The following is a 25,985-nucleotide window of genomic DNA, read 5'->3' as shown; positions in this document are numbered from 1 at the left end:
GTTCCGTGTGAACGGTGTGCTTCCCGATTCGTCCCTGCGCCGGCTGATCGCCAGCGGCGCGATCTCGGCCACCCAGCCCATCCTGCCCGAACAGGTCCAGCCCGCCAGCCTCGACCTGCGGCTGGGCACGACGGCTTGGCGGCTGCGCGCCTCGTTCCTGGCCGGACGCGGGCGCAAGGTCAGCGACCGGCTCAAGGATTTCGAGATGCACCGGATGGACCTGACCGGCGGCGCGGTGCTGGAAAAGGGCTGCGTCTACCTGGTGCCGCTGATGGAGCGCCTGTCGCTGCCGACCGGTCTCGACGCGGTCGCCAATGCCAAAAGTTCGACCGGCCGGCTGGATCTGCTGACGCGGCTGGTCACCGACGAGGGCACCGAGTTCGACCGTCTGCCCGAAGGCTATGACGGCCCGATCTATGCCGAGATCTGCCCGCGCAGCTTCTCGGTGCTGGTGCGGCCCGGCATGCGGCTGAACCAGCTGCGGCTGCGCCAGGGCCAGGCGGTGCTGACCGATGCCGAGCTGCGCGGCCTGCACGCGGCCGAGCCGCTGGTCACCGGCCAGGCGCTGATCGACGACGGCCTTGGCTTCTCGGTCGATCTGCGGCCCGAAACCGGCGACCTGGTCGGCTACCGCGCCCGCCCGCATAGCGGCGTCATCGACCTCGACCGTATCGGCGCCTATCAGGCCCGCGACTTCTGGGACGAGTTGCGCAGCAGCGACGGCCAGCTGATCCTCGACCCCGGCGCCTTCTACATCCTGGTCAGCCGCGAGGCAGTGGCGATCCCGCCCGATTACGCCGCCGAGATGGCGCCCTATCTGGCCATGGTGGGCGAGTTCCGGGTGCATTACGCCGGCTTCTTCGACCCGGGCTTCGGCCATGGCGCGGCCGGACAGGGTGCGCGCGGCGTGCTCGAGGTGCGCTGCCACGAGGCGCCCTTCGCGCTGGAACACGGCCAGACCGTCGGCCGGCTGGTCTACGAGCGCATGGCCGCCCGGCCCGAGCGGCTCTACGGCAGCGGCATCGCCTCGAACTACCAGGGCCAGGGGCTGAAGCTCGCCAAGCAATTCGCCTGAACCGCGACGCCGCCCGCCCATCCTTCACCGTTGTCCAAATACCCCGGGGGAGGCGCGCGCAGCGCGCCGGGGGCAGCGCCCCTTAGCGCAGCCGCCGGGTGATCCGCGCCGCCTGGCGGGCGCGCTTCACCGCCGCGCGGGCGGCCTGCTCGCGGGCGCGCTGCTGCGGGCTCTGCCGGCTGCCGGGCCTGGGCGCGTTCGCCCGACGAATGCCCCGGTTCAACAGCCGGTTGGTGACCATGCGGATCAGAATCTTGATGAACTGGTTTACGTTCATCGGCTTATGCTCCGTACCTCAGTCATCTTCGAACAGATCCTCGGCCGTGGCCCCCGAATCTTCGCCGTCCTCATCCTCGCCGTCTTCGGCGCGGAACAAGCCGGGGGGCATGCCCTCACCGGCTGGGCGCGCTTCCAGCAAGCCGGCGGCGCGAAGCTCGGCCAGGCCCGGCAGGTCGCGGGCGCTTTCCAGGCCGAAATGATCCAGAAAGGTCTCGGTCACCACGAAAGTCACCGGCCGGCCGGGAGTCTGGCGGCGGCGGCCGATGCGAACCCAGTCCAACTCGATCAACTGGTCCAGGGTGCCGCGGCTGACGGCGACGCCGCGGATCTCCTCGATCTCGGCGCGGGTGACGGGTTGGTGATAGGCGATGATCGCCAGGGTCTCGGTCGCGGCGCGCGACAGGCGGCGGCTTTCGATCACGCTTTCCTGCATCAGGAAGCCCAGGTCGGCGGCGGTGCGAAAGGCCCAGGCGTCGCCCAGGCGCGCAAGCTGCACGCCCCGTCCCTCGTAGCGGTCGCGCAGGGCCCGCAGCGCCTCGGCCACGTCGCTGCCGGCCGGCAGGCGCGCGGCGATCTCGCGGCCGCTCATCGGCTCGGCCGAGGCAAACAGGATCGCTTCGACCATGCGCTCCTGCTCGGAAAGCGGCAGCGGGAAACGCTGCGGACCGGGGGCGGTGTCGTCCTGGCTCATTGCGGGCGCCTGCGGATGGTGATGGGGGCGAAGGTGCCGGCCTGGGCGATCTCGACCGCGCCCTGCCGCGCCAGTTCCAGCGTGGCGGCGAAGGTCGCCGCGGTGGCCGAGCGGCGGCGCTGCGGATCGGCCTCCCAACCGTCGGGCAGAAAGGTGGAAAGCGCGGTCCAGTCGCCGGCGAAGCCGATCAGCCCGCGCACCCGGTCCAGCGCCTGCTCCATGGTGAAGACATCGCGGCGATCAAAGGCGTAGGGCCGGAACTCGTCGCGGGTGCGCAGCCGGGCATAGGCGCGCATCAGGTCGATCAGCCCGGCCTGCCAGGCGACCTGGCGCTGGCGGGCCACGGTTTCCGGCGCGCCGCGCGGGAAACGGTCCTGGCCCAACCGGTCGCGGGCCATCAGCCGCGCCGCCGCCTCGCGCATGGCGTTCAGCCGCTCGAGCTGGAAGGCCAGATGCGCGGCCAGTTCCTCGGCCGAGGGCCCTTCGGCCTCGGAGTCCGGCGGCAACAGCAGGCGCGATTTCAGATAGGCGAGCCAGGCCGCCATGACCAGGTAATCCGCCGCTAGCTCGATGCGCAGCGCCCGCGCCTCCTCGACGAAGGCAAGATACTGGTCGGCGAGGTCCAGCACCGAAATCTGCATCAGATCGACCTTCTGCGTGCGCGACAGCGTCAGCAGCAGGTCCAACGGCCCCTCGAAACCCGAGACGTCGACGACCAGAACCTCCTCGGCGCGACGCTCGGACACCGGCTGCGGCGCGGGCCCCGGTTCGCGGTCCGGCACGGGGGTCAGATAGGGCACCTTGGTCATGACGCTTCCGGGCAAGAGGGTGCGCGCAGAATCCGTCATGGGCCGGGTTTAGTCAACCGATCAGGCCGCCAGCCCGCCAAGCGCCGTCAGTTCGGCCCGCAGCGCGGCGGTATCCCCGACCAGAGGCGCCCGGCGCAAGGCCAACGCCGCTTCCGCCCGCTCCCGGGCGCGCGGCGACATGGTGCCGGCCGCGGCCACGATCTCTTCCATCTGCGCCGGCGTCTCGTTGCAGGACAGCACCAGGTCGCAGCCGGCGGCGATGGTGGCGGCTGCGCGCTCGGCCGGGCTGCCTGACAGCGCCTGCATGCCGATGTCGTCGGACATCAGCAGCCCGTGAAAGCCGATCTCGCGGCGAATCAGGTCGATCACCGCGGCCGAGGCGGTGGCGGGCGCATCGTCAATGGCGGTAAAGCGGATATGCGCGGTCATCGCCATCGGCAGGTCGGCCAGCGCCCGGAACGGGGCGAAATCCGTGGCGCGCAGCTCGTCCAGCGCGGCCTCGACCACCGGCAGGTCCTTGTGGCTGTCCACCCGTGCCCGGCCATGGCCCGGCATGTGCTTGACCACGGGCAGCACCCCGGCCGCCAGCATCGCCTGCGCGGCGGCGCGGCCCAAGCGGATCACGGTATCGGCATCCGCACCGAGGCAGCGATTCTTCAGAAAGGGATGCGTCTCGTCGCGGGCGAGGTCGAGCACCGGGGCGCAATCGGCGTCGATGCCGACGGCGCGCAATTCCTGGGCCAGCAGGTGATGGTGCAGCCAGATCGCCCGCTCGCCGCGCCCGGCCTGATCCAGCGGCGCCGGCCAGTCGGTCCAGTGCGGCGCCCGCATCCGCTGCACGCGTCCGCCCTCCTGGTCGATCAGCACCGGGGCATCGCGGCCCACCGCTTCGCGCAGCGCCTGGGTCAGCCGGCGCAGGCGGTCCGGCGTGTCGACATTGCGCGCGAACAGGATGAAGCCCCAGGGATCGGCGGCGCGGAAAAAATCACGCTCGGCCCGGCTCAGTTCCGGGCCGGCGATACCGCCAAGGATGGTGGCGCCGGTCATCTCCAGCGGCTCATTTCGCGGTGGCGGGGATGCAGTCCACCCCTTCGGCGATCAGCGCCGCGCAGAACCGGCGGGCTTCGTCCTTCGAAGCGAAGCCGGCGGCGCGCAGGCGCCAGAAGGTGCGGCCATTGGCCTTGTGCTCCTGCACCACCATCGACTTGCCCGAGAAAAGCGCGCCGAACTTGCCCGAAACGCGGTTCCATTCGCCCTGGGCCAGCGAGTCGCTGTCGAAGGCGCCGATCTGCACCAGCGAGACGCCCGAGGCGACCTGCGCGGGGGCGGAAGCCGGAGCCGGGGCCGGGGCCTCGGCCGGGCGGCTTTCGGCAGCGGCAGCGGCCGGACTCGGCGCGGCATCGCTGGCGACGACGGGGGCGGCGGCGACGCGACGCGGGCGCGGCGCCGGCCGTGCCGATTGCGCGATGATACCGGCGGCGGGCGCGGCGCCCGCCTCGGCCAGGGCGTTGGAGATCGCCACGTCGCGGGTCTCGTTGCCGGCCAGATCGGTCACCACCTCGTTCACCGGCGCCTCGGCGGCCGGGGCATCCGAAATCACGGCGTTCTCGACTGCGTTGGGCGCGGGTTCGCCATCGGGGCGGGCGATGACACGGGCGGTGTCCTCGGCCAACGGCAGCTCGACCGGGTGCGAGGGTGCCTGCGCGGTAGCGCCGAATTCGCCCATCGGCAGATCCTGCTCGGTCAGCGGCGTGGTTGCGGGGGCGATGGCGACGCGATCGACGGGAACCGGCTCTTCGCCGGCAGCAACGGTGTTCACCGCCAGGCCGGTGCGTTCGGTCAGCTCGCCGCCCGGATTGTCGGGGGCGGTGCGGGCCTCGCCCTCGATGGCGCGGATCACCGGCACGCCCGAAACGTCGCGCACCACCAGCTTGAAGCCCCAGACCGCCAGGATCACGATCAGCCCGACCGAGACCAGCGCGCCCAGGTAATGCGTCAGTCGCGACAGCCGCCCCAGAAGCGAAGGCGATTCGGCCAGCGGCTCGGCATGGGCGTCATAGTGGTGGTCGTCCCAGCCTTCCTCTTGCCAGTCGTCCCGATACCCCTGCTGGCCGTCGGCATGGGGATAATCATGCGCCAGCCTGCCCGGCTGCGCCCCTTCAAACCCGCCCGAGGAGCGGAAATCTACTACCGTCATTCCTGCCTGCCTGCCGGTTGTTCCGACGCTGCTCGTTTATCTGCTCGTCCCCGGCAGGGCACCGTTTTTCAGCGCATTTCCTTGGCCGGAGTCACCCCCAAGATACCAAGACCGGCCGAAATGACAACGCCGACGGACCGCACGAGGGCGATTTTCGCCGCCGTGGCCGCCGCATCGCCCTCTTGCAGGAAGCGCAGCCCCGGCTCGTCATTGCCACGGTTCCACAGCGAATGCAGGTCCGAGGCGATGTCATAGAGGAAAAACGCGATCCGGTGCGGTTCATGCGCGCGGGCGGCGATTTCCACGGTGCGTGGCCATTCTGCAACTTTCCGGGCCAGTTCCAGCTCGGCCGGATGCGAAAGCTGCGCCAGATCGGCCCCGGCCAGCGCCGTATCCGAAACGTCGACGCCCTGCCCCGCCGCCTTGCCCAGCACCGAGTTGATCCGGGCGCTGGCATATTGCACGTACCAGACCGGATTGTCCTTGGATTGTTCCAGCACCTTGTCGAAGTCGAAATCCAGCGCCGCGTCGTTCTTGCGCGTCAGCATGTGGAAACGGGTCACGTCGGCGCCCGCCTGCTCGACCACGTCGCGCAGGGTGACGAAGGTGCCGGCGCGCTTGGACATCTTGAAGGGCTCGCCGTTCTTGAACAGCTTGACCAGCTGGATCAACTTCACGTCCAGCGGCACCCGGCCGTCCGACAGCGCCCGGACCGCCGCCTGCATCCGCTTGACATAGCCGCCATGGTCGGCGCCGAACACGTCGATCAGCTCGTCGAAGCCGCGGTCGATCTTGTCCCAGTGATAGGCGATGTCGGGGGCGAAATAGGTCCAGGAGCCGTCCGACTTCTTCACCGGCCGGTCGACGTCGTCACCATGCGCGGTCGAACGGAACAGCGTCTGCTCGCGCGGTTCCCAATCCTCGGGGGTCTTGCCCTTGGGCGGCTCCAGCACCCCCTCGTAGATCAGCCCCTGCTGGCGCAGGCGCTCGATGGCGGCTTCGATGCGGCCGGTGCCGTAAAGCGCCTTCTCGCTGGAAAACACGTCCATGTGGACGTTGAGCAGCGCCAGGTCGGCGCGGATCATCTCCATCATCGCCTCAGTGGCGAAGCTGCGGATCTCGGCCAGCCATTCGCTTTCCGGCCGGTCCAGCAGCCGGGTGCCGTATTCCGCCTTCAGCGCCTCGCCCACCGGGATCAGATAGTCGCCGGGATAGAGCCCCTCGCGGATCTTGGGCTCCAGCCCATTGGCCTCGCGATAACGTTCATAGGCGGAGCGCGCCAGCACATCGACCTGCGCGCCGCCGTCGTTGATATAATATTCGCGGGTGACGGCATGGCCCGAGAAATCCAGAAGCGCCGCCAGCGCGTCGCCGAAGACCGCGCCGCGCGTATGGCCAACATGCATCGGCCCCGTCGGGTTGGCGCTGACGAATTCCACGTTGATCTTGCGGTCCCGGCCCATGTCCGAACGGCCGTAATCCGCGCCCTCGGCCAGCGCCGCACGCACGACGGCCTGCCATTCGGCCGGGGAGAGTCGCAGGTTCAGGAAGCCAGGCCCCGCCACCTCGGCCGAGGTGATGCGCGGGTCGGCGGCCAGCCGCGCCGCCAGGGCCTCGGCGATGTCGCGCGGCTTTTTGGCGGCGGGCTTGGCCAGCACCATCGCGGCATTGGTCGCCATGTCGCCATGCGCGGCGTCCCGCGGCGGCTCGACCGTCACATGGGCGGTGTCGAGGCCCGCGGGCAACTCGCCCGCCTGCTCCATCTGCGCCAGCGCATCGAGGACCAGCGCGCGGATATCCGAGAATAGGTTCATGGCTTCCATCCGTAAGATCGCGTCGGGATAGCGCCTGCCCAAGGGGGCCGTCAACCGCGCCGCGACGCCAGGCAAATCGACCCTGCTGCGCGAAAACCGCGCATCAGATTGACGCAGACCGGGTTTTCGGCTAGGTCCGCGCTGTCTGCATCCGGCAGGCAAGGCGAGGGGCGTGCGGAAATTGCGTCCCGAACCGCCGCGAAACCCCGGTCTCCGGGACGGGCGGCGATGGACGCAAGCACGGCGCGGGCTGGTTCCGCGCATTGATACGAAAGCCCTGAATGACCAAATTTTCCGATCTGAAGCTGGACCCCAAGGTTCTGAAAGCCATCGCCGAGGCGGGGTACGAAACCCCGACCCCGATCCAGGCCGGGGCGATTCCCCCGGCGCTGGAAGGCCGCGACGTGCTGGGCATCGCCCAGACCGGCACCGGCAAGACCGCCAGCTTCACCCTGCCGATGATCACCCTGCTGGGCCGCGGCCGCGCCCGCGCCCGGATGCCGCGTTCGCTGGTGCTGTGCCCGACCCGCGAACTGGCCGCCCAGGTGGCCGAGAACTTCGACATCTATGCCAAGCATACCCGGCTGACCAAGGCGCTCTTGATCGGCGGCGTCAGCTTCGGCGAACAGGACAAGCTGATCGACCGCGGCGTCGATGTGCTGATCGCCACGCCCGGCCGGCTGCTGGACCATTTCGAGCGCGGCAAGCTCCTGCTGACCGGCGTGCAGATCATGGTGGTCGATGAGGCCGACCGGATGCTCGACATGGGCTTCATCCCCGATATCGAGCGTATCTTCCAGCTGACGCCCTTCACCCGGCAGACGCTGTTCTTCAGCGCTACCATGGCCCCGGAAATCGAACGCATCACCGACACCTTCCTGCACGCGCCCGAGCGCATCGAGGTCGCCCGCCAGGCCACCACCAGCGAGACCATCACCCAGAAGCTGATCGAGATCACCCCCACCCGCCGCGACCAGACCGCCAAGCAGAAACGCGAATTGCTGCGCGCCCTGATCCGGGCCGAGGGCGAGGGGCTGAAGAACGCCATCATCTTCTGCAACCGCAAGACCGAGGTGGACATCGTCGCCAAGTCGCTCAAGGCGCATGGCTTCGACGCCGCGCCGATCCACGGCGACCTGGACCAGCGCCACCGCATGGCGACGCTGGACGGCTTCCGCGAAGGGACGCTGCGCTTCCTCATCGCCTCGGACGTGGCGGCGCGCGGGCTCGACATCCCGGCGGTCAGCCATGTCTTCAACTTCGACCTGCCCAGCCATGCCGAGGATTACGTCCACCGCATCGGCCGCACCGGCCGCGCCGGTCGCCAGGGCACCGCGATCTCGATCGCCACGCCGGCGGACGAGAAATATCTCGGCGCCATCGAATCGCTGGTCAAGCAAAGCCTGCCACGCGCCGCGGTGCCCGAGGGCTTCACCCTTTCCTCGGCCGCCCAGGACGCGCCGCGCCCGGCGCGCGAGAGCGGGCGCCGCGAACGCGGCCGCGACCGTGATCGCCGCGGCCGCCGCGACGACAGCGAGCAGCGCGCTCCTGCCCCCGAGCCCCGTGCCGAGGCGAAGCCGGCGGAAACCGCCGAGCGCCGGCACGACCGCCCGGCGCGCGACGAGCAACGCCGCGAAGACCGGCGCGAACGCCATGGCGAGCGCGGCCACGACCGTCATGACCGTCATGACCGGCGCGAGGATCGCCGCGGCGACCGCCATCCGGTGATGGGCATGGGCGACCATGTGCCGGAATTCCTGACCCGCACCTTCCGCCCCGGCTTCACCGAACCCGCCGAGGAGATCACCGAGCAGGCCGATCTGCGGCCGGCAGCCGAGCCCGCCGCCGAAGCGCCGGTCGCGCCGACGCCGGTGACGGAAAGCCCGGCGGCGGAAAGCCGCGCCACGGAAACGGCGGCCTCTGACGCTTCTGCCGCCGAAAGCCCGGCCGCGGACGCGCCCGCCGCGGTAGAAAAGCCCAAGCGCTCGCGCAGCCGCAAGGCCAAGCCGACCGCCGAAGCCGCGCCCGAGGCGCCGACCGGAACGCAGCCCGAAACGCAACCCGAAACGCAGCCGCCGGCGGAACCGGAAGCAGGCCCCGAGACGGCGGCACCGGCCGAAGCGGCCGAGCCGGCCGCCCCGGCCAAGCCCGTGCGCAAGCGCAAGCCGCGTGCTCCGAAGGTCGAACCGGTCCAAGCCGCGCCCGCAGAGCCTGCGGAACTCGCGGCCGAGACGCCGGCCGAGACCGAGCCGGCCGCGAAGCCCGCCCGCAGAACGGCAAGGACACCGGCCAAGCCCCGCGCGCCGCGCAAGCCCAAGGCCGTCGCCCAGGCCGAAGCCGAGGCGACGCCGGCCGAAGCCGGCAGCGATGCGACCCAACCCGAGGCTGCCGGCAGCCCGGACGACAGCACCGCCGAGGCCTGAGCCGGCCGCATGGTCTCGCCGGTCTTTCCAGGACCAACGCGGCAGCTATCGCGGGCGCCCTTGCAAAGGCGGCGCCCGTCCTGGGCGGCGCTCGCGCTGGATCTGGCACTGGGGACGCTGGCGGCACTGGGACAGGCGCCCTGGAATCTATGGTTTCTGACGGTTCTGGCGCTTGCCGGACTCTGCTGGCAGATCGGCCGCGCCGGAGGCGGCCGCGCCGCCGCCTGGCATGGCTTTGCCGCCGGCCTCGGGTATTTCGCCCTGGCCATGTGCTGGATCGTCGAGCCGTTCTTCGTCGAACCCGAGATCTATGGCTGGATGGCCCCCTTTGCGCTGTTCTTCATGGCGGCGGGCGGGGCGCTGTTCTGGGCGGTTCCCGCCTGGCTGGCCGCGCGCCTCGCCCCGGGCTTTCCCCGGCAGGGGCTGGTCTTTGCCGGGCTGATGGTATTTTCCGACTGGCTTCGCGGCTGGATCTTCACCGGCCTGCCCTGGGCGCTGACCGGCCATGTCTGGATCGACACCCCGGCCGGCCAGCTGGCCGCGACGCTCGGCTCGATCGGCCTTTCGGGGCTGACCATGCTGGCGGCGGCCCTGCCGCTGGCCTTCTGGCGGGGTGGACCCGACCGCCCGCGCGCCGCCCTGCCCGGCGCGCTGCTGGCCGCCCTGGCCATCGCCGCGGCCTGGAGCGCCGGCATGGCCCGCCTGGCCCAGCCACTGCCCGCCGACAGCGCCCTGCATCTGCGTCTGGTCCAGCCCAACGCCACCCAGGCGCTGAAATGGGATCCCTATTGGTCCGAGGTGTTCTTCCGCCGGCTCCTCGACCTTTCCGCCATCCGCGATCCCGGCCGGCCGGCCCCCGATGCGGTGATCTGGCCGGAAACCGCGGTGAACTTCCTGCTCGAACAATCCGGCACCGCCGCCCAGGACATCGCCGGCTTCGCCGGCGCGCCGGTGATCCTCGGCATCCAGCGCGCCGAGGGCGAACGCTATTTCAACAGCCTGACCGCGTTTTCGGACCGCGGCATCGGCCCGGTCTATGACAAGTTCCACCTCGTGCCCTTCGGCGAATACACGCCCTGGGGCGATGTCATGGCCCGGTTCGGCATCCGCGCTTTCGCCGCGCAGCACGGTTTCGGCTATTCCGCCGGGCCGGGGCCGCAGGTCATGACCCTGCCCGGCCTGCCGCCCCTGCAGCCGCTGATCTGCTACGAGGCGGTGTTCCCGCAGCACCTGGTCACCAGAGCCGACCGCCCGGCCTGGCTGCTGCAGGTCACCAACGACGCCTGGTTCGGTCAGCTTTCCGGTCCCTGGCAGCACCTGGCGCAGGCGCGGCTGCGCGCCATCGAATCGGGCCTGCCGCTGCTGCGGGCGGCGAATACCGGCGTCTCGGCGGTGGTCGATGCCCGCGGACAGTTGCGCGCCACGCTGGGCCTGAACCTGACCGGCCGCATCGACGCGGCTCTGCCCGGCGCCCTGCCGCCCACGCCCTGGTCGCGCTGGCGCGACTGGCCGGCGCTCGGCCTTGCCGCGATCGGCCTGCTGCTTGCGGCACGGCGCCGCAATCTCCGAGGTTGACGGCAACCGGCGCCTCCACTAACGCTTCGGGTTGACCGTCACAACGGCTTCCTGGCGTGGCGGCGTCATTCAACGGAGCATCTTCATGGCCAGACAGGACTATGTGTTCACCTCGGAATCCGTCTCCGAGGGTCACCCCGACAAATTGTGCGACCAGATCTCGGACGCGGTGCTGGACGCGCTTCTGGCCGAGGACCCGGCCGCCCGCGTCGCCTGCGAGGCCTTTGCCACCACCGGCACCGTGGTCATCGGCGGCGAAATCGGGCTGAGCGACAAGAAGAAGCTCGGCGAATACATGGGCCGCATCGCCCAGATCGCCCGCGATACCATCCGCGACATCGGCTACGAGCAGGAAAAGTTCCACTGGAACACCTGCCACGTCCACAACTACCTGCACGAGCAATCCGCCCATATCAGCCAGGGCGTCGACCGCGACGGCGCCGGCGACCAAGGCATCATGTTCGGCTATGCCGTGGACGAGACGCCCGAGCTGATGCCGGCGCCGATCCAATATGCCCATGCCATCCTGCGCCGCCTGGCCGAGGCGCGCAAATCCGGCGCCGAACCGATGCTGGGCCCGGATGCCAAATCCCAGCTGAGCCTGCGCTACGAGAACGGCAAGCCGGTCGAGATCACCAGCCTGGTGCTCTCGCACCAGCACAAGGACGAATCGCAGAGTTCGGACGACATCCGCGCCATCGTCGAGCCCTATATCCGCGAGGTGCTGCCCGCCGGCTGGCTGACCGAGAAGACGGAATGGTGGGTGAACCCGACCGGCACCTTCGTCATCGGCGGCCCGGACGGCGACGCCGGGTTGACCGGGCGCAAGATCATCGTCGACACCTATGGCGGCGCGGCCCCGCATGGCGGCGGGGCCTTTTCGGGCAAGGATCCGACCAAGGTCGACCGCTCGGCCGCCTATGCCGCGCGCTACCTGGCCAAGAACGTGGTGGCGGCGGGGCTCGCCAAGCGCTGCGTGATCCAGCTTTCCTACGCCATCGGCGTGGCGAAGCCGCTGTCGATCTATGCCGACACCTTCGGCACCAGCAAGGTTCCCGAAACCGAGATCGAGCGCGCCATCTCCCGCGCCATGGACCTGACGCCGCGCGGCATCCGCGAGCATCTGGACCTGTGCCGGCCGATCTATCGCCGCACCGCCGCCTATGGCCATTTCGGCCGCACCCCCGAGGCGGATGGCGGCTTCTCTTGGGAACGCACCGATCTCGCCGAGGCGCTGACGCGCGAGCTTTAAGGCCCGGACCGGCCCGTCCTCGCCGAAAGACCGCCCGGATCCTGTTCCGGGCGCTCGGAAGCCCCGCTGAGCATCTGCAGAATCGGGCAGGACCGGCATGCGGCGCCGGTCCCTTCACCGTTGTCGAAATACCCTGGGGGAGCGCGGAACGCGCGGGGGCAAAGCCCCCGTCTTCAGTCCTTGAAGCTGCGACTGTCCTTGATCTGGTCCCAGGCCCAGACCACCTCCTGCAGCCGATCCTCGTCCGACCGGTCGCCGCCGTTCATGTCGGGATGCAGATCCTTGACCAGGGACTTGTATTGCTTGCGGATCTCCGTCCGGGTCCAACTGTCCTTGGCTTCGAGGATCTCCAGCGCCTTGCGCTCCGTCGGCGGCAGCTTGCGGCTGACGGCCTTGCGCGCCTCGGGGTTGGTGCCGTTGGCACCCAGGATCTCCAGCGGGTCATCGATGCCGTGGCGCGCCCACTTCTGTTCCTGGGCGGCGCGGCCGAAGGGCTTGGTCGGCCGTTCCCAGACCGTGGCATTGTCCAGGAATTCCTGGAACTCGGCCTCGGACTGGCCCTGGAAATAGTTCCAGTTCAGGTTGTATTCGCGGACATGCTCCTTGCAGAACCAGTAATACTCGTCCAGCGCCCGCGGCGATTTCGGCGCGCGGTACTGGCCCGGCTGGTTGCAGCCCTCCTTGTCGCAGCGTCGCGTCGAGGTCTCGAAGGCGCCGGACATGCCCCGCCGCCCCTTGGACCGGCGTTTCTTGTCCGAGGCTGCGGATATGTCGAATCCGAACGGGTCGCTGTTGCTCATCTGCCTGCCTTGTCCTGAACGGGACAGGCAGTTTAGGCTATTTCGCAGGACATGAAAGGGGGCAAGCGAATGATTGCCGACGAGATGCGAGAAAGACTGGCCGAACTGCAGCCGCTTCGGCTGGAAATCATCGACGAAAGCGAAAGCCATCGCGGCCATGGCGGCTGGCGCGAGGGCGGCGAGACGCATTTCCGCATCCGCATGGCCAGCCCGCAATTCTCCGGGCTGGGCCATGTCGCGCGGCATCGGCTGGTGCATGCCGCCTTGGGTGACGTCGTGCCGCGCATCCATGCGCTGGCGCTGGAACTGGCGGAAAACTGACCCGTTAGCGCGCGCAGTCTTGCCCGCCCCTGGCGCCGGGCGTAGAAGCCCGGAAAGGCAGAAAGCACAAGGAATTTCCGCATGACCTCGCCCAAGGATTTCAACGACCGCATGCTGTCGCTCGGCCTCGCCCGGGTCAGCGAGGCGGCCGCCCATGCCTCGGCGCGGCTGATCGGCCGCGGCGACGAGAAGGCTGCCGACCAGGCCGCCGTCAATGCCATGCGCGAGCAGCTGAACATGCTGGACATCAAGGGCGTCGTCGTCATCGGCGAGGGCGAGCGGGACGAGGCGCCGATGCTTTACATCGGCGAAGAAGTCGGCTCGGGCGACGGCCCCGAGGTCGACATCGCGCTGGACCCGCTGGAGGGCACCACGCTGACCGCCAAGGACATGCCGAATGCCCTGACCGTGATTGCCATGGCGCCGCGCGGCACTCTGCTGCACGCGCCCGACGTCTACATGGAGAAGCTGGCCATCGGGCCGGGCTATCCGAAGGACGTCGTCAGCCTCGACATGACCCCGGCCGAGCGCGTCCGGGCGCTGGCCAAGGCGCGCGGCGTCAAGGACAGCGACATCACCGTCTGCATCCTGGAACGTCCCCGGCACGAGGATCTGGTGGTAGAGGTGCGCTCGACGGGCGCGGCCATCCGGCTGATCACCGACGGCGACGTGGCGGGGGTGATCCATTGCGCCGAAGCGGAACTGACCGGCATCGACATGTACATGGGCTCGGGCGGCGCGCCCGAGGGGGTTCTGGCCGCCTCGGCGCTGAAATGCATGGGCGGGCAGATGTGGGGCAAGCTGCTGTTCCGCAATGACGACGAAAAGGCCCGCGCCGCCAAGGCCGGCATCACCGACCTGGACCGCATCTATTCGCGCGACGAGCTGGTGACCGCCGACGTGATCTTCGCCGCGACCGGGGTGACGAACGGCTCGATCGTGGCCGGCGTCAAGCGCGAGCCGCATTACCTGCAGACCGAAACCATCCTGATGCGCTCCAAGACCGGCTCGGTGCGGCGCATGATCTATCGCAACCCGATCAAGTAAGCGAGCCGACAGGCTTGAACAGCGGGCGGTCATGGGGGATGAAGCCGCCATGACCGCCTTTCTTTCCGTCACCGCCTCGCTGACCGGCCGCCTCTGGCGCGGCCCCGACGCCGCCCTGGAACGCGCCGCCGAGGCGCTGGCGCAGGACAGCCGCCTGCCGCTGCCCGTCAGCCGGGTGCTGGCCGCCCGCGGCGTGCCCGCGCATGAAACGCCGCTTTACCTCGACCCCAAGCTGCGCGACCTGCTGCCCGATCCCTCGGGCCTGCGCGACATGGACAAGGCCGCCGAACGGCTGGTCGCCGCCGTGTTGGCCGGCCAGCGCATCGCCATCTTCGCCGATTACGACGTGGATGGCGGCGCCTCGGCCGCGCTGCTGCTGGACTGGCTGCGCCGCCAGGGCCGCGACGCGACGCTTTATATCCCCGACCGCATCGACGAGGGTTATGGCCCGAACGCCCCGGCCATCGCGGCGCTGTCGCGCGATCACGACCTGATCGTCTGCGTCGATTGCGGCACGCTCAGCCACGAGGCGCTGGCGGCCGCCGCCTGCGATGTGATCGTGCTGGACCACCACCAGGGCGGCGAGACCCTGCCGCCGGTGCTGGCGGTGGTGAATCCGAATCGCGCCGACGAGGATGGCAGCCTCGGCCATCTCTGCGCCGCGGGCGTGGTGTTCCTGGCGCTGGTGCGCTGCAACGGCCTGCTGCGCCGGGACGGCCATCCGCAGCCCGACCTGATTCCGCTGCTCGACCTGGTGGCGCTGGCGACGGTGGCGGACGTGGCGCCGCTGGTCGGCGTGAACCGCGCCTTCGTGCGGCAGGGATTGCTGGTCATGGCCCGCCGCGAACGCCCCGGCCTGGTGGCGCTGTCGGACGTGGCGCGGCTCGATTCGGCGCCGAATGCCTTTCACCTGGGCTTTCTGCTGGGGCCGCGCATCAATGCCGGCGGCCGGGTCGGCAAGGCGGATCTCGGGGCGCTCTGCCTCTCTTGCACCGATGCCCGGCAGGCCGAGCGGCTGGCGGCCGAGCTGGACGCGCTGAACCGCGATCGCCGCGCCATCGAATCCGCCGTGCGCGAGGCGGCGCTGGCGCAGGTCGAGGCCCGGGGCGCCGAAGGCATCGCTTGGGCCGCGGACGACGGCTGGCATCCGGGCGTCGTCGGCATCGTCGCCGCGCGGGTGAAGGAGGCGACCGGCCTGCCCTCGGTGGTGATCGGGGTCGAGGGCGGCATCGGCAAGGGCTCGGCCCGCTCGGTTCCCGGCGTGGACCTGGGCCGCGCCATCCAACGCCTTGCCGCCGAAGGATGGCTGCTGAAGGGGGGCGGCCATGCCATGGCCGCCGGTCTGACCGTCGAGGAGGCGAAGATCCCCGGCGCCATGGCCCGGCTGTCGCAACTGCTCTCGCGCGAGATGGCCGAGCGGCCCGGCGCGGGCGAGCTGCGCATCTCGGGCCTGCTGGACCCCGCCGGCGCCACGGTCGAGCTGATGCAGATGCTGGAGCGCGCCGGCCCCTTCGGCCAGGCCGCACCGGCGCCGCGCTTCGCCTTTGCCGGACAGCTGATCGACAGCGCCGGGACGATGGGTGACAGCCATCTGCGCCTGCGCTTCCGCAGCCCCGGCAGCCCGGTGCTGGAGGCGGTGGCCTGGGGCGCGATGAACGGCCCGCTGGGCCCGGCGCTGCTGGGCGCCAAGGGCCGGCGCTTCCATCTGGCGGGCAAGCTGGAACTCTCGCAATGGGGCGGGCGCGAACGGGTGCGGTTGCGCCTGGACGATGCCGCGCCGGCCGGCTGAGCGGGGCGAAAAAACTTGCGGGGCGGGCGATTTTTCCGCTTGCAGGCCCGCAACAGCTGGCCTAAACACCGCTCCACACCGCGCGGCACGGTCCGGCGGAACGAAAGAGTGGCCCGTTCGTCTATCGGTTAGGACGTCAGGTTTTCAACCTGAAAAGAGGGGTTCGACTCCCCTACGGGCTGCCACTTCCTCCAATTTTTCATGATTTTCCCTTTTCTATCATATGGATACACGCGCGTGTCCCAGTCGCGAGCATACTGTGTCCCAGATTACGCGCCCTCAACGATAAGCCGAACAATCTGCTGACGGTCGACAGCCCGCGTATAGCGCTCTACCTCCCCAAGGGTTAGATGGCCCGCCATCGCCGCGATCTGATGTGTGGATTTCCCCTGCTCCGCCCAGTAGACGCAGAATGCCTTGCGCAACCCATGCAACCTTGCCTTCATGCCGGCAGCGGCGGCGGCATCACGAAAAAGGTTACCTAGGCTTTCAGGAGTATAAGGCTTTCCATATTTGTTCAGGATGAAGGTCGGTGCGATGTCAGGAGTCCGAGCAATTACAGAGCGCAGCTCCTTGGTCAGCGGAACATTGCATGTGACCCCTGTTTTCTGTCGATCGAACGTTAGCAGCCCACCGCTCATATTGCGTCGACCAATTCTCACCAGATCGACACGAGCCGCGCCGGTTAAAGCGCCAAATCGAATATCAGGCGCCCGACCGTTCCTATATCCCAGCGGGCAATGAACGCGCCTATGTCGGCGGCGTCAGCAGTAGGAAAGCCTTTCGATTTTGGTCGGTCCAATTCCATTCCGGTCATCGGATTCCGTTCAATGATATGCAAGCGACGCGCATGTTCAAATACCGGCTTGAGGGCCTTGTATTCGCTGACAGCAGCTTGGCCGCCCTTTTGGTAGAGCGCGATCTCTATGGCTTTCTGAGTGATGTCGGAGAGCAAGCGATCCCCTTGGGCGGAAACATAACGGCGCAGGATTGCCAAGCGTGCTTTTTGGGTGTTTCTTGCGTATCTTGCCCACTCCTTGTTTCCAGAAAGATACAGATCAACCGCCCATGCAAAGCTATTCTTTTGAGGCCTTTGTGCCTCTTGGGGGCTATGCTCCCAACGCACATGTTCAGCCCAGTACGCCGCCATAACTCGCGGATCGTTCGGCGGCAATCCATGAACATTTAACGAAATCTCCTTTCCGTTTCGCCGATAGTAATGAAACCAACGGCCTCGACGTTTGCGCGATCTGAGATAACCTGCCATTACGGCTAATCTCCGTTGAATGGACGGTCGGCAGAGTAGGTAATGGTCTGCGCGTTATACTCAAAGGTCACTCCGTCTGGACCTATCCGCACAATTCGCGCATCAGCACGAAAGCTTGACACAATTTCGTAAATATCGCGCACCTGCTTTTCAGTTGGTAAGGATGGGGCGACAGGACGACTCATCGGATGGACCTCAATCACAGTAGCGTACTAATCGCGTGATAATCGCGTCACGCACGGCACAAGCCATAAAACTTCATTCAGGATCTACCATGTTGCACTCAACATATTCCACGAGAGCAGTTGAGGGCAGATAGTAATTGCGCCCAACCATTACGAAGCGAACCTTCCGGTCCCTTATAAGGCGGCGAATCCTTCCGATGGGCCATCCCGTGATTTTTGACAGCTTCTGGGGTGATACAAAGTCTTGCGACAACAGCACATTTTGTGTCATATCTGATCTCAACGATGGAAATTCATCAAGGCCCACGCAATTGCGCTACGATTCGATCAAATATAACACATATGTATTGCGAGTCAAGACTTGAGGCCTAAACTCGACAACGTGGCAATCGGCACGCGACTGAGCCTGTTACGCCAAAGCAGACATCTGTCTCAGGGTGACATGGCTAAGGAATTGGGCGTCTCCGTCGCCGCCTACCGAAACTACGAATGGGGCAATCGTGAGGCTCCCATCTCAGTGCTAGCCAAAGCTGCGGAGATGGCGGGCACCACAATCGATAACTTGGCTCTAGGGGAGGTTGGGCACTCAACTGAAGCAATAGCAAAACAACTGTCACGTATTCTTCCGCTCTTGCCCCAAGCCCAGCGAGATGACTGCTCACGGCATATAGGAGCGATTGCTTTCTTGCTTAAGCAAACGCTGTCGAAGCCTGAATTCAGCGACCGCGACATCGAAGAGTACATGGCATCCCGGGAGAAAACAGCCGATGAAAGATAAAGAATTTCTGTCCAGCTACAACAACAATCTAATAAGTGGATTGACGCACAACATTACGAAAACCGCAAAACTCTGCTACTTTCTTATGGCGTTACTCATCCCCGCCCTTGTCATTAGGCAGGAGCAAGCCGAAACGTCCCTCATCCTATTTCTTTTGAGCCTTATAGGTGCGTTTGGTGTCGTTATTCTCACTTGGGTTATCTACGGCTTAGAGAAAAAACGGGCGCCGCAGCACTAGCTTTCGCCGCATACGCTCAAAGGATGAGCCGTCGACACAAGGCGAAATGCAGACAATCACTACGCTTTGAAAAGGTACTCCTACGGCACAGCAATGCCAACTGAGTTCCGGTCACGGCTGGTGGGCAGGTCTCGTCCGCATTCAAACTGTGGTTCAATATGGCCCGGTTGTACGCCCCCTTCTAGCATCCTGTTCAATAGCAGATTCACGCCTTGCTCATACAGCCATCAATCAGATTTGACGTCATCACCGAAACGCAAAGGAGGCAGACCGAGCTCATAAAGATACCGATTATGCTTATTGGCCGCCGACTGGATCCGTTCGTTCAGATTATTTAGCTGGTGATGCACGGCTGCTAGATCGACGTCCTGCGCAATTTCAGCAGTGCTTACATAGCGGGAAATGTTGAGATTGAAGTCGTGTTCTTTCTCGATCTCCTCCAGGGTGACCACCCGCGAATAACGGTTCTCTACTTTGCGGTGCTTGTAGGTCTCCACGATCTTGTTGATGTGCTCGGGCAGGAGCACGTTTTGTCTCTTGCCCGGATGATAGTGCTCAGCCGCGTTGATGAACAGCACGTCATCGGTTCGCTTGCACTTCTTCAGCACCAGAATGCACACCGGAATGCCGGTCGAATAGAACAGCTTAGCCGGCAGGCCGATTACCGTATCGATATTGCCGTCCTTCAGAAGTTTGCTGCGGATCGTCTTCTCGGCCCCGCCCCGGAACAGAACGCCGTGCGGCAGGATGATCGCCATGGTTCCGTCTTTCGCCAAGAAATGGAACCCGTGCAGCAGAAAGGCGAAATCTGCCGCCGACTTGGGCGCAAGCCCATAGTCTCTGAAGCGAAAATCCTTAGCCATCTCCTCGGTCGGATTCCAGCGGTAACTAAAGGGCGGGTTGGCGACCACAGCGTCGAACTCGATCTTCTTCGCCGGATTCGGCTCGCGCAGGATGTCCCAATCGTTTTCTAGGCTGTCGCCGTGATGGATTTCGAACTCTGTGTCTCGCACACCGTGCAGCAGCATATTCATCCGAGCGAGGTTGTAGGTGGTGATATTCTTTTCCTGCCCGTAGATTTTGCCGATACCATGCTTGTCCATGTGGCGACGCACGTTCAAGAGCAGCGAGCCCGAGCCGCAGGCGAAATCATAGACCCGTTTCAGCTTCTCACGCTTGCCCGAGACCGGGTCTTGGCCGTCGAGCGTGACAATGCCCGACAGGATGCTGGAAATCTGTTGCGGAGTATAGAACTCGCCTGCCTTCTTGCCCGAGCCGGCGGCGAACTGACCGATCAGATATTCATAGGCATCTCCCAGAAGATCACGCTCGCTAGGGAAGCCCGCCAACCGCTCAGCGATCTTCTGGATGATCGTGCAGAGCCGGGCATTGCGCTGCTTATAGTCCTTGCCCAGCTTTTCGGAGTCCAGGTTGATCTCGGAGAAAAGGCCCTGGAAGCTGCTGGAGAAAGATTCGTTCTCGATGAACTTGAAGCCGCGCTGGAGCGTGCGCAAGAGCCCGTCGCTGTGGGTGCGCGCCATCTCGGCGATGGAACTCCAGAGATAGGGCGGTTCGATAACATAATGCACCTTGCGGCGCATCACCTCTTCAAATTCTTCCGTGTCACCGGGGTTTTCTTCATACCAGACCTGAAGTTGGCTTGAGGCACCGCTTTTCCGCAAGACGTCGGGCGGTAGATCCGGCCAGTCGGCCCCGAGCTCAGCTTTCGCGGCCTCCTCGTAACTGTCGGAAAGATAGCGCAGGAACAGAAACGATAGCATATAGTCGCGGAAGTCATCTGCGTTCATCGCCCCGCGCAGCTCGTCGGCGATGGCCCAGAGCGTCCTGCCCAGTCTGATCTGGTCTTGCTCGGTCATACGGGCGCCTCCGCTGCCTCAGCCTCGGGGAATAGCTCGGGGTTGAACCGGTAATCTCTCATGAAGTTGTCCAGTACCTTGCGGAAAATGTCCTTGTTCTCTGGCATCATTTCGGTCGGCTCGAATAAGTGATAACTGCCATGACTAAAAAGTTGGATATAGCGGAAGTGCAACGTGCCGTCCTCATCATCCGGGTCGCGCTTCATCACGTCGCCGAAATGGCTGAACCCGTGAAAAGTGGCCGTTTTCTCCATGATGCTGCGCAGGACGGTAAAGTGATAGGTGTAGAGCCTGCCGGAGAGCGCGGCCTCAGTGAGTTCCTTCATCATCGCGACGTGGTAGAAGCGCGGCGTCTGACCCGTGTTGCGCAACTGCCAACCGTTCCCGTCGCGGCTCAGGAAGAACTGCCACGGATTGCTCAGCTCATTGCACAGAACGTTGAAGAACAGCGTGTGATGAGAGGAGACAACCGCTTTGAGCCGATCCTGCGCTTTCAGCATCCGCGCTAGATGAGCGGCGACGGCGATGGCGTTGTTTTCGTCGAGCGAGGAAATCGGATCGTCGATGTAGAGGTATTTCACCCAGTCATAGGGTTCCTGACCGTCGATGGCGAGCTGCGCTACCGCTAGAAAGAAGCACCAGATGAAGATGTTTTCTTCGCCGCGCGAGATCTTGATAGGCAGGGGCACGTCCTCGCCGGCCGCATCCCTCGCGGTCTCGCGCCAGAACAAGACTGTACCCTCATCATAGTCGATCTGGAAATCGAAGGTGCAGTAGCGGCGCAGGACGGGGCGGATGCGGTTCTCCATCTCCAGCTCGGCAAGGCCGACGAAGAAGGCGGATGCTGTATTCATCCGCAACACGCGGTCGTGGTCGTTTTGCAGGTCGTTATCCCAGCTGAAGAGATCCTCGGTAAAGGCGTTGAAATAGAGCGTATCGCGGGCCGTGACCACGCCGGCTTCGTCGCGTGCCTTACCGAGCTCCTTGAACGCCATCGACAGCCGCGTTTTGCCGGTGCCGTTATGGGCAAAAACAAGGGTGCATTTCTTGTTCTTCCCCTCGATTTCTTGCCGCAGGTGGGCAGCAAGCGCCTCGATTGTGTCGAAGGACTGCGCATCCGCCATTGCTCAACCTGCCTCCTGCGGGAAAAGCTGCTGCATCAGGCCGCGCTTGTGGGCTTTCAGCGCCTTGATCTTCTTGTTCTGCGCGCGGATTAGCTCGTCGAGCGAGGTGAGGCAACCGGCAATCTTCTGTTGCTCCAACTTAGTAGGACAAGGGATCTCGAAGTCCCGAATATGATCAAGGTCTCCGCGGGGCATCTTTACGCCCTTCGCACCGTCCATGACGTGAGCAATGAAGCGATCCGACATCAACAGATGACCCAGAAATGTTCGGACGATACTGTCCCCGGGACGTGCGACCAAAACATCATTTGATGCTCCGCCTATCCGGTCAGCGATCCAGACCTTTCGCAAATAAGGGCGAATGTTCGACACCAGGATATCGCCTTCACGGTATGCAACGGCGCTTGCCAAAGGGGGGGGCTCGGGAGTTGCCGACAACCCCCCAAAATCGGGGAGCAGGTTCACGGTGCTGACGTAATGACCCAAGGGGATATGTTCGCGCCCAACGCGTTCCCGAATAAACTGCACTATGCCTTTATCTCCCAAGCGCGCCGCCTTCCACGCCCCCGCGTCGCGGAATTCCGAGAAGCGCAGGCGGGGGATAGTCTCGCCGGGGGCGGGGAAAAGGCGCTGCATCAAAGCCGTCTTGTAATCCTTCAGCGCCGCCAGCCGCTCACCTTCCGCCCGGATCAGTTCGTCGAGCGAGGACAGGCAATCAGCGATCTTTTGTTGTTCGCGCTCATCCTTCGGGTATGCCAGCTTTACTTCCGCAAGCTGCGACTTGGAGATGCCGAGAACTTTTGCACCCTGGGCGCGTTCCTGTATCTGGGTTCTGATCCCACTGGACGCGAACAGGTAAGCCCCAAACCCTGAGATCAACCTTCTCTCGATCTGTCTAGCCAATATCGTGTGCAGACCGGCAACCAGCTTTTCCCCATCGGTATCAATGATTTCAATCGCTCTACCGACGTCCACGATGTCCTCCGAAGCATCGGCGAACACGATATCACCCGGTTCGCAATAGGCATCTTCGGCACGTTTCACCGCAAGTTCGTCGTGGAGGAAGGGAACAGCCTCTTCGCCTAGGCGAAACGTGCTGTTAAGCCCTTTGTGGATATCGCCGTAATGGATGTTTCTGACACTGCCGGCCTCATAGTTGAGCCGATCCCTTGGCCAAGAGTTGGTGGGCTTAAACCGATAGACGTCCCCCAACCGCTTCACCTCCCACGGCCCGGCATCGTGGAATTCGGGGAAGCGCAGGCGGGGGGCAGGGCCTTTGGCTTCAGTACTCTTCATAAACTTCCAGCCCCGAAATCTCGCGCCCTTCGGCCTTGCGGCGCAGAAGGGGGATGACGTCATCCATCAGTGCAAGCTCAGCTCGCGCCCGCGCCTTCCAGCCAAGACCTCGGGGGCGGAACAGATCGGTCAAGGTGTCGGGATCAAAGATGTAGCGATCAAGAGTCAGATCGACGAAGCGCTGCAGTGCCTCGGCGGACAGGTCGTGCTTCCCGGCGATGCTGGCAAGCTCGGCCGCCTGACGCCCGGCCTTGAAGCGTTCGTAGCCCTTGCGGACTTCCTCCTCGCTCAGCCCCTCGCCCTCCTTCAGCGTGGCGACATAGGCCTCGAGGTCGTCTCGTTCCTCCATCAGGCGGGCGGAAGAGGCGAGCAGGCGCATGAGTTCTTCGCGAGTCATCCTCTGCCGCTTCGGCACGGCCTGGCTGAAACGGACGATGAGACACATGATGTAGTCGTAATCGATCAGCGCACTGTCAAAGAGCACGAACTCAAAATCGATTTGTTCGGCAGGATTTTCGGGGTCATCCCGCGTGCGGCTTTCCTGCTGCAGGCGCCTGGCCGTTTCCAAATACTGGGCAGAAAAGGCGCGCAGATCGTCGCGGGGGATCAAGGATTCGATCTGGGCCTTCTGCTCTGGGGTCTGGTCGGTGTACTGGTCAAGTTGGGTGGTGAGCCGCTTGATCTCTTTGAAGCGCTCGATAAAGCCCGCGCGCGCCTCATCGCCTTTGAGGTTGCTCACCTCCTCGGGGCGGGGTTGAAGCCCGTGCGCAGCCATGAAGTCCTTCAGCTTTCGCGTGGCATCCTCGAGCTTCCCGATCACCTTTGGCGCAGGATCGACCAGCCAGACTTCCTTGGCCCGGTCTGGCGCCTCGCCCGAAAAGAGCGCAATGGCCTCGTCCACCGCATCACGCTGAGCGCGGAAGTCAAGCACATTGCCGTAAGGCTTGGAATCGTTCAGCATCCGGTTGGTGCGCGAAAAGGCCTGGATGAGGCCGTGATATTTCAGGTTTTTGTCAACATAGAGCGTGTTGAGATAGGCCGAATCGAAGCCCGTCAGCAGCATGTCCACCACGATGGTGATGTCGATTTTCTTCGCGTGCGGCAGGTCTCTGTTGGGATATTTCTGGCCTTTGATTCGCTGCTGCACATCCTGATAATAGCTGTCGAAATTCGCCAGATCGTGATTGGTGCCATAGCGGGCGTTATAGTCGGCGACGATCTCTGCCAGCGCCGCTTTCTTGCGACCGGGCTCCTTCTTGTTATCCTCCAGCTCCTGAGGCAGGTCCTCCTGCAGTTGGGCAACGTCGCGGTCGCCTTCTGCCGGCGGCGAGAAGACGCAGGCAATATTGAGCGGCATGAAGTCCTCATCCTGCACGGCGCGCTCGGCCTGAGCCTCCCGAAAGAGGCGAAAGTAGTCAATGGCGTCGTCAATCGAGGCCGTCGCGAAGAGCGCGTTGAACTTGCGCTGGTTGGTGGCCAAGTCGTGCTTGGCCAGGATCGCATCGACCACGGCACGCCTTGCCAGCGTCTCGCCGGGTTTGATGGGAGCGCCGTCGGGCTTGAAGTAGTCCACATGGAAGCGCAGCACGTTGCCGTCGTCGATGGCGTGGGTGATGGTGTAGGCGTGGAGCTCCTTTTCAAAGACCTCCTTTGTCGTCATCAGACGCGCTTCCTGATCCTCGATCCGGACGGCGGTGGCATTCTGCTCGAAGATCGGCGTGCCGGTGAAGCCGAAGAGCTGAGCGTTCGGGAAGAATTCACGGATCGCCTTGTGGTTTTCGCCGAACTGGGAGCGGTGGCATTCATCGAAGATGAAAACGATGCGCTTGTCACGCAACGGCTCAAGGCGCTCACGATATTGCCGCTTATTCGTTCCGTCCAGCGCGAGACCCAGCTTCTGGATCGTGGTGACGATCACCTTGTTCCTATAGTCGTCGGACAGTAGCCGCTGCACCAGAGTTTCGGTGTTTGTGTTCTCCTCGACGCAACCGGGCTGGAAGCGGTTGAACTCGTCGCGCGTCTGTTTGTCGAGATCCTTCCGGTCGACCACGAAGAGGCATTTCTCGATGTCAGAATTGTCCTTGAGCAGAGTCGATGCCTTGAACGAGGTCAGCGTCTTCCCCGAGCCGGTGGTGTGCCAGATGTAGCCATTTCCTCGGTTCTCGTCGATACAGTCGATGATCGCCTTGACCGCATAGACCTGATAGGGGCGCATCATCATGAGCTTTCGCTCGTTCTGAATGAGCACCATGTAGCGATTGATCATCTCGGCCAAGGTGCACTTAGCCAAGAACTGGTCAGCAAATTCCGATAGATGCTCAACCTTCTTGTTGTCGCGAGTGGCCCAGCGATAGATCGGTAGGAACCGCTCCTCGACATTGAAGGAGAAATGCTCGTTGTTGTTGTTGGCAAAATACCAGGTCTGGCTGCGATTGCTGATGATGAATAGCTGCATGAAACACAGCAGGCTGTTCCCGTAGCCATTACCCGGATCGTTGCGATAATCGACAATCTGCTGCATCGCCTTGCGCGGCGAGACCTGCAGCGATTTTAGTTCGATCTGCACTAGCGGCAAGCCATTGAGGAGCAGGATCACATCGTACCGGTGATGGCTGCTCCGCGTGTTCATCCGCAGTTGACCAACGACCTCAAAGCTGTTCTTGCACCAGTCCTTCAGGTTTACGAGTTGGTAATGCAGTGGCGTGCCATCTTCGCGCTCGAAAGTATTCCAGTGCCGCAACCGCTCCGCAGTGGCGAACACGTCTGGCGTCACGATTTCTTCGAGCAGCCGCTCAAACTCGCTGTCGGTCAACCTGACCCGGTTCAGGGATTCGAATTTTTCGCGGAAGTTTCGCTCAAGCCCCTCTTGATCACGAATGTCATCGCGATGCGAATACTTAAGCTCTGCGAGCTTTCTAATGAACTCCTGCTCGATCTCTGTTTCTTTAGTCATTCATTCCGCCGGATCTTGCAGCCGCACTGTCACGCATGCGGCGGGGTAGGTCGTCCCTGAACTAGCCTCTGCTTCCAAACGTGTCGAGATACCAACGCCACCATTCGACCCGAAAAGCTACAGAAACCACCCCGTAGCAGATCGGCGACAGACCTCAGGAAGGCAGACAAAGCTTGCTGCTTCAATGCGATATTC

At 64.7% G+C, this 25,985-nt stretch carries 21 protein-coding genes, 1 tRNA gene, 1 pseudogene and 1 riboswitch; of the genes and pseudogenes, 10 read left to right on the top strand and 13 right to left on the bottom strand.

The genetic code is table 11. The features are described from left to right. Positions 1-7: 7 nt before the first annotated feature. Positions 8-1,075 carry a 2'-deoxycytidine 5'-triphosphate deaminase gene (locus NBE95_RS15080; protein ID WP_289895053.1) on the top strand — a complete coding sequence of 356 codons (1,068 nt, stop codon included), beginning with the start codon at positions 8-10 and terminating at the stop codon, positions 1,073-1,075. An 82-nt stretch (positions 1,076-1,157) separates the two neighbouring features. On the opposite strand, the gene NBE95_RS15075 is transcribed toward NBE95_RS15080, so the two are convergent. From NBE95_RS15075 to argS, 6 genes are all read right to left on the bottom strand, one after another. Beyond that, positions 1,158-1,352 (bottom strand): hypothetical protein, encoded by a 195-nt coding sequence (locus NBE95_RS15075; protein ID WP_289895052.1) that lies wholly within the window; start codon positions 1,350-1,352, stop codon positions 1,158-1,160. An 18-nt stretch (positions 1,353-1,370) separates the two neighbouring features. Beyond that, entirely contained in the window at positions 1,371-2,045 is a 675-nt protein-coding gene (gene scpB, locus NBE95_RS15070) for an SMC-Scp complex subunit ScpB (RefSeq protein WP_289895051.1), read from the bottom strand. After that, on the bottom strand, positions 2,042-2,854 hold the full coding sequence (locus NBE95_RS15065; RefSeq protein WP_289895050.1) for a ScpA family protein: 813 nt from the start codon (positions 2,852-2,854) through the stop codon (positions 2,042-2,044). The genes scpB and NBE95_RS15065 overlap by 4 nt, the downstream gene beginning before the upstream one ends. 60 nt (positions 2,855-2,914) lie before the next feature. Then, positions 2,915-3,901, bottom strand: coding sequence for a beta-N-acetylhexosaminidase (nagZ, locus tag NBE95_RS15060; protein WP_289895049.1), 987 nt, complete (start codon positions 3,899-3,901; stop codon positions 2,915-2,917). Between the two features lie 10 nt (positions 3,902-3,911). Then, positions 3,912-5,051, bottom strand: a complete 1,140-nt coding sequence (locus NBE95_RS15055) for an SPOR domain-containing protein (protein WP_289895048.1) — start codon at positions 5,049-5,051, stop codon at positions 3,912-3,914. A 68-nt stretch (positions 5,052-5,119) separates the two neighbouring features. Continuing rightward, positions 5,120-6,865, bottom strand: coding sequence for an arginine--tRNA ligase (gene argS, locus NBE95_RS15050; protein WP_289895047.1), 1,746 nt, complete (start codon positions 6,863-6,865; stop codon positions 5,120-5,122). Between the two features lie 281 nt (positions 6,866-7,146). On the opposite strand from argS, the pseudogene NBE95_RS15045 reads away from it, so the two are divergent. The 3 genes and pseudogenes from NBE95_RS15045 to metK all read left to right on the top strand — a co-directional run. After that, positions 7,147-8,640: pseudogene (locus NBE95_RS15045) on the top strand (DEAD/DEAH box helicase); the annotation flags it as partial. 708 nt (positions 8,641-9,348) lie between these two features. Then, positions 9,349-10,863, top strand: a complete 1,515-nt coding sequence (gene lnt / locus NBE95_RS15040; RefSeq protein WP_289895045.1) for an apolipoprotein N-acyltransferase — start codon at positions 9,349-9,351, stop codon at positions 10,861-10,863. 32 nt (positions 10,864-10,895) lie between these two features. After that, positions 10,896-10,943, top strand: a riboswitch (SAM-SAH riboswitch). 5 nt (positions 10,944-10,948) lie between these two features. Further along, positions 10,949-12,115, top strand: a complete 1,167-nt coding sequence (gene metK, locus NBE95_RS15035; protein ID WP_289895044.1) for a methionine adenosyltransferase — start codon at positions 10,949-10,951, stop codon at positions 12,113-12,115. A gap of 173 nt (positions 12,116-12,288) precedes the next feature. Here the strand turns inward: metK and NBE95_RS15030 are convergent, their stop codons facing one another. After that, positions 12,289-12,915 carry a DnaJ domain-containing protein gene (locus NBE95_RS15030; protein ID WP_289895043.1) on the bottom strand — a complete coding sequence of 209 codons (627 nt, stop codon included), beginning with the start codon at positions 12,913-12,915 and terminating at the stop codon, positions 12,289-12,291. A 69-nt stretch (positions 12,916-12,984) separates the two neighbouring features. On the opposite strand from NBE95_RS15030, the gene NBE95_RS15025 reads away from it, so the two are divergent. The 4 genes from NBE95_RS15025 to NBE95_RS15010 all read left to right on the top strand — a co-directional run bounded on the left by NBE95_RS15025 (position 12,985) and on the right by NBE95_RS15010 (position 16,257). Continuing rightward, a complete protein-coding gene (locus NBE95_RS15025) occupies positions 12,985-13,236 on the top strand; it encodes a BolA family protein (protein ID WP_289895042.1) in 252 nt (83 codons plus the stop codon). Between the two features lie 81 nt (positions 13,237-13,317). Then, on the top strand, positions 13,318-14,283 hold the full coding sequence (gene glpX, locus NBE95_RS15020; RefSeq protein WP_289895041.1) for a class II fructose-bisphosphatase: 966 nt from the start codon (positions 13,318-13,320) through the stop codon (positions 14,281-14,283). A gap of 49 nt (positions 14,284-14,332) precedes the next feature. Further along, positions 14,333-16,072 (top strand): single-stranded-DNA-specific exonuclease RecJ, encoded by a 1,740-nt coding sequence (gene recJ, locus NBE95_RS15015; RefSeq protein ID WP_289895040.1) that lies wholly within the window; start codon positions 14,333-14,335, stop codon positions 16,070-16,072. 110 nt (positions 16,073-16,182) lie between these two features. Further along, positions 16,183-16,257 (top strand) — tRNA-Glu (locus tag NBE95_RS15010). Positions 16,258-16,341: 84 nt separating this feature from the next. Here NBE95_RS15010 and NBE95_RS15005 read toward each other — a convergent pair. Both NBE95_RS15005 and NBE95_RS15000 read right to left on the bottom strand, forming a co-directional pair. Continuing rightward, positions 16,342-16,713 (bottom strand): tyrosine-type recombinase/integrase, encoded by a 372-nt coding sequence (locus NBE95_RS15005; protein WP_289895039.1) that lies wholly within the window; start codon positions 16,711-16,713, stop codon positions 16,342-16,344. Positions 16,714-16,757: 44 nt separating this feature from the next. Continuing rightward, on the bottom strand, positions 16,758-17,339 hold the full coding sequence (locus tag NBE95_RS15000; protein ID WP_289895038.1) for a hypothetical protein: 582 nt from the start codon (positions 17,337-17,339) through the stop codon (positions 16,758-16,760). A 627-nt stretch (positions 17,340-17,966) separates the two neighbouring features. On the opposite strand from NBE95_RS15000, the gene NBE95_RS14995 reads away from it, so the two are divergent. Both NBE95_RS14995 and NBE95_RS14990 read left to right on the top strand, forming a co-directional pair. Then, complete coding sequence (locus NBE95_RS14995) at positions 17,967-18,302, top strand: helix-turn-helix transcriptional regulator (RefSeq protein WP_289895037.1); 336 nt, start codon at positions 17,967-17,969, stop codon at positions 18,300-18,302. Beyond that, positions 18,292-18,540 carry a hypothetical protein gene (locus tag NBE95_RS14990; RefSeq protein WP_289895036.1) on the top strand — a complete coding sequence of 83 codons (249 nt, stop codon included), beginning with the start codon at positions 18,292-18,294 and terminating at the stop codon, positions 18,538-18,540. The genes NBE95_RS14995 and NBE95_RS14990 overlap by 11 nt, the downstream gene beginning before the upstream one ends. Before the next feature lie 227 nt (positions 18,541-18,767). Here NBE95_RS14990 and NBE95_RS14985 read toward each other — a convergent pair whose 3' ends face one another. From NBE95_RS14985 to NBE95_RS14970, 4 genes are read right to left on the bottom strand one after another with little or no spacing between them, the layout of a single operon-like run. Further along, positions 18,768-20,417, bottom strand: a complete 1,650-nt coding sequence (locus NBE95_RS14985; protein ID WP_289895035.1) for a type I restriction-modification system subunit M — start codon at positions 20,415-20,417, stop codon at positions 18,768-18,770. Beyond that, a complete protein-coding gene (locus tag NBE95_RS14980; protein ID WP_289895034.1) occupies positions 20,414-21,541 on the bottom strand; it encodes an anticodon nuclease in 1,128 nt (375 codons plus the stop codon). The genes NBE95_RS14985 and NBE95_RS14980 overlap by 4 nt, the downstream gene beginning before the upstream one ends. A 3-nt stretch (positions 21,542-21,544) precedes the next feature. Beyond that, entirely contained in the window at positions 21,545-22,837 is a 1,293-nt protein-coding gene (locus NBE95_RS14975; RefSeq protein ID WP_289895033.1) for a restriction endonuclease subunit S, read from the bottom strand. Beyond that, complete coding sequence (locus NBE95_RS14970; RefSeq protein ID WP_289895032.1) at positions 22,824-25,790, bottom strand: type I restriction endonuclease subunit R; 2,967 nt, start codon at positions 25,788-25,790, stop codon at positions 22,824-22,826. The genes NBE95_RS14975 and NBE95_RS14970 overlap by 14 nt, the downstream gene beginning before the upstream one ends. Positions 25,791-25,985: the final 195 nt, after the last annotated feature.

It is taken from the genome of Paracoccus sp. TOH (genome assembly GCF_030388245.1).
GTDB lineage: Bacteria > Pseudomonadota > Alphaproteobacteria > Rhodobacterales > Rhodobacteraceae > Paracoccus > Paracoccus simplex.
This window is presented reverse-complemented; position numbering and strand designations above follow the sequence as displayed.

Bases quoted from the DNA above. Each gene is read 5' to 3' on its own strand.
- NBE95_RS15075 (WP_289895052.1), bottom strand. From the start codon at position 1,352: ATGAACGTAAACCAGTTCATCAAGATTCTGATCCGCATGGTCACCAAC.
- scpB (WP_289895051.1), bottom strand. From the start codon at position 2,045: ATGAGCCAGGACGACACCGCCCCCGGTCCGCAGCGTTTCCCGCTGCCG.
- NBE95_RS15065 (WP_289895050.1), bottom strand. From the start codon at position 2,854: ATGACCAAGGTGCCCTATCTGACCCCCGTGCCGGACCGCGAACCGGGG.
- nagZ (WP_289895049.1), bottom strand. From the start codon at position 3,901: ATGACCGGCGCCACCATCCTTGGCGGTATCGCCGGCCCGGAACTGAGC.
- NBE95_RS15055 (WP_289895048.1), bottom strand. From the start codon at position 5,051: ATGACGGTAGTAGATTTCCGCTCCTCGGGCGGGTTTGAAGGGGCGCAG.
- argS (WP_289895047.1), bottom strand. From the start codon at position 6,865: ATGAACCTATTCTCGGATATCCGCGCGCTGGTCCTCGATGCGCTGGCG.
- metK (WP_289895044.1), top strand. From the start codon at position 10,949: ATGGCCAGACAGGACTATGTGTTCACCTCGGAATCCGTCTCCGAGGGT.
- NBE95_RS15030 (WP_289895043.1), bottom strand. From the start codon at position 12,915: ATGAGCAACAGCGACCCGTTCGGATTCGACATATCCGCAGCCTCGGAC.
- NBE95_RS15025 (WP_289895042.1), top strand. From the start codon at position 12,985: ATGATTGCCGACGAGATGCGAGAAAGACTGGCCGAACTGCAGCCGCTT.
- glpX (WP_289895041.1), top strand. From the start codon at position 13,318: ATGACCTCGCCCAAGGATTTCAACGACCGCATGCTGTCGCTCGGCCTC.
- recJ (WP_289895040.1), top strand. From the start codon at position 14,333: ATGACCGCCTTTCTTTCCGTCACCGCCTCGCTGACCGGCCGCCTCTGG.
- NBE95_RS15005 (WP_289895039.1), bottom strand. From the start codon at position 16,713: ATGAGCGGTGGGCTGCTAACGTTCGATCGACAGAAAACAGGGGTCACA.
- NBE95_RS15000 (WP_289895038.1), bottom strand. From the start codon at position 17,339: ATGGCAGGTTATCTCAGATCGCGCAAACGTCGAGGCCGTTGGTTTCAT.
- NBE95_RS14995 (WP_289895037.1), top strand. From the start codon at position 17,967: ATGGCTAAGGAATTGGGCGTCTCCGTCGCCGCCTACCGAAACTACGAA.
- NBE95_RS14990 (WP_289895036.1), top strand. From the start codon at position 18,292: ATGAAAGATAAAGAATTTCTGTCCAGCTACAACAACAATCTAATAAGT.
- NBE95_RS14985 (WP_289895035.1), bottom strand. From the start codon at position 20,417: ATGACCGAGCAAGACCAGATCAGACTGGGCAGGACGCTCTGGGCCATC.
- NBE95_RS14980 (WP_289895034.1), bottom strand. From the start codon at position 21,541: ATGGCGGATGCGCAGTCCTTCGACACAATCGAGGCGCTTGCTGCCCAC.
- NBE95_RS14975 (WP_289895033.1), bottom strand. From the start codon at position 22,837: ATGAAGAGTACTGAAGCCAAAGGCCCTGCCCCCCGCCTGCGCTTCCCC.
- NBE95_RS14970 (WP_289895032.1), bottom strand. From the start codon at position 25,790: ATGACTAAAGAAACAGAGATCGAGCAGGAGTTCATTAGAAAGCTCGCA.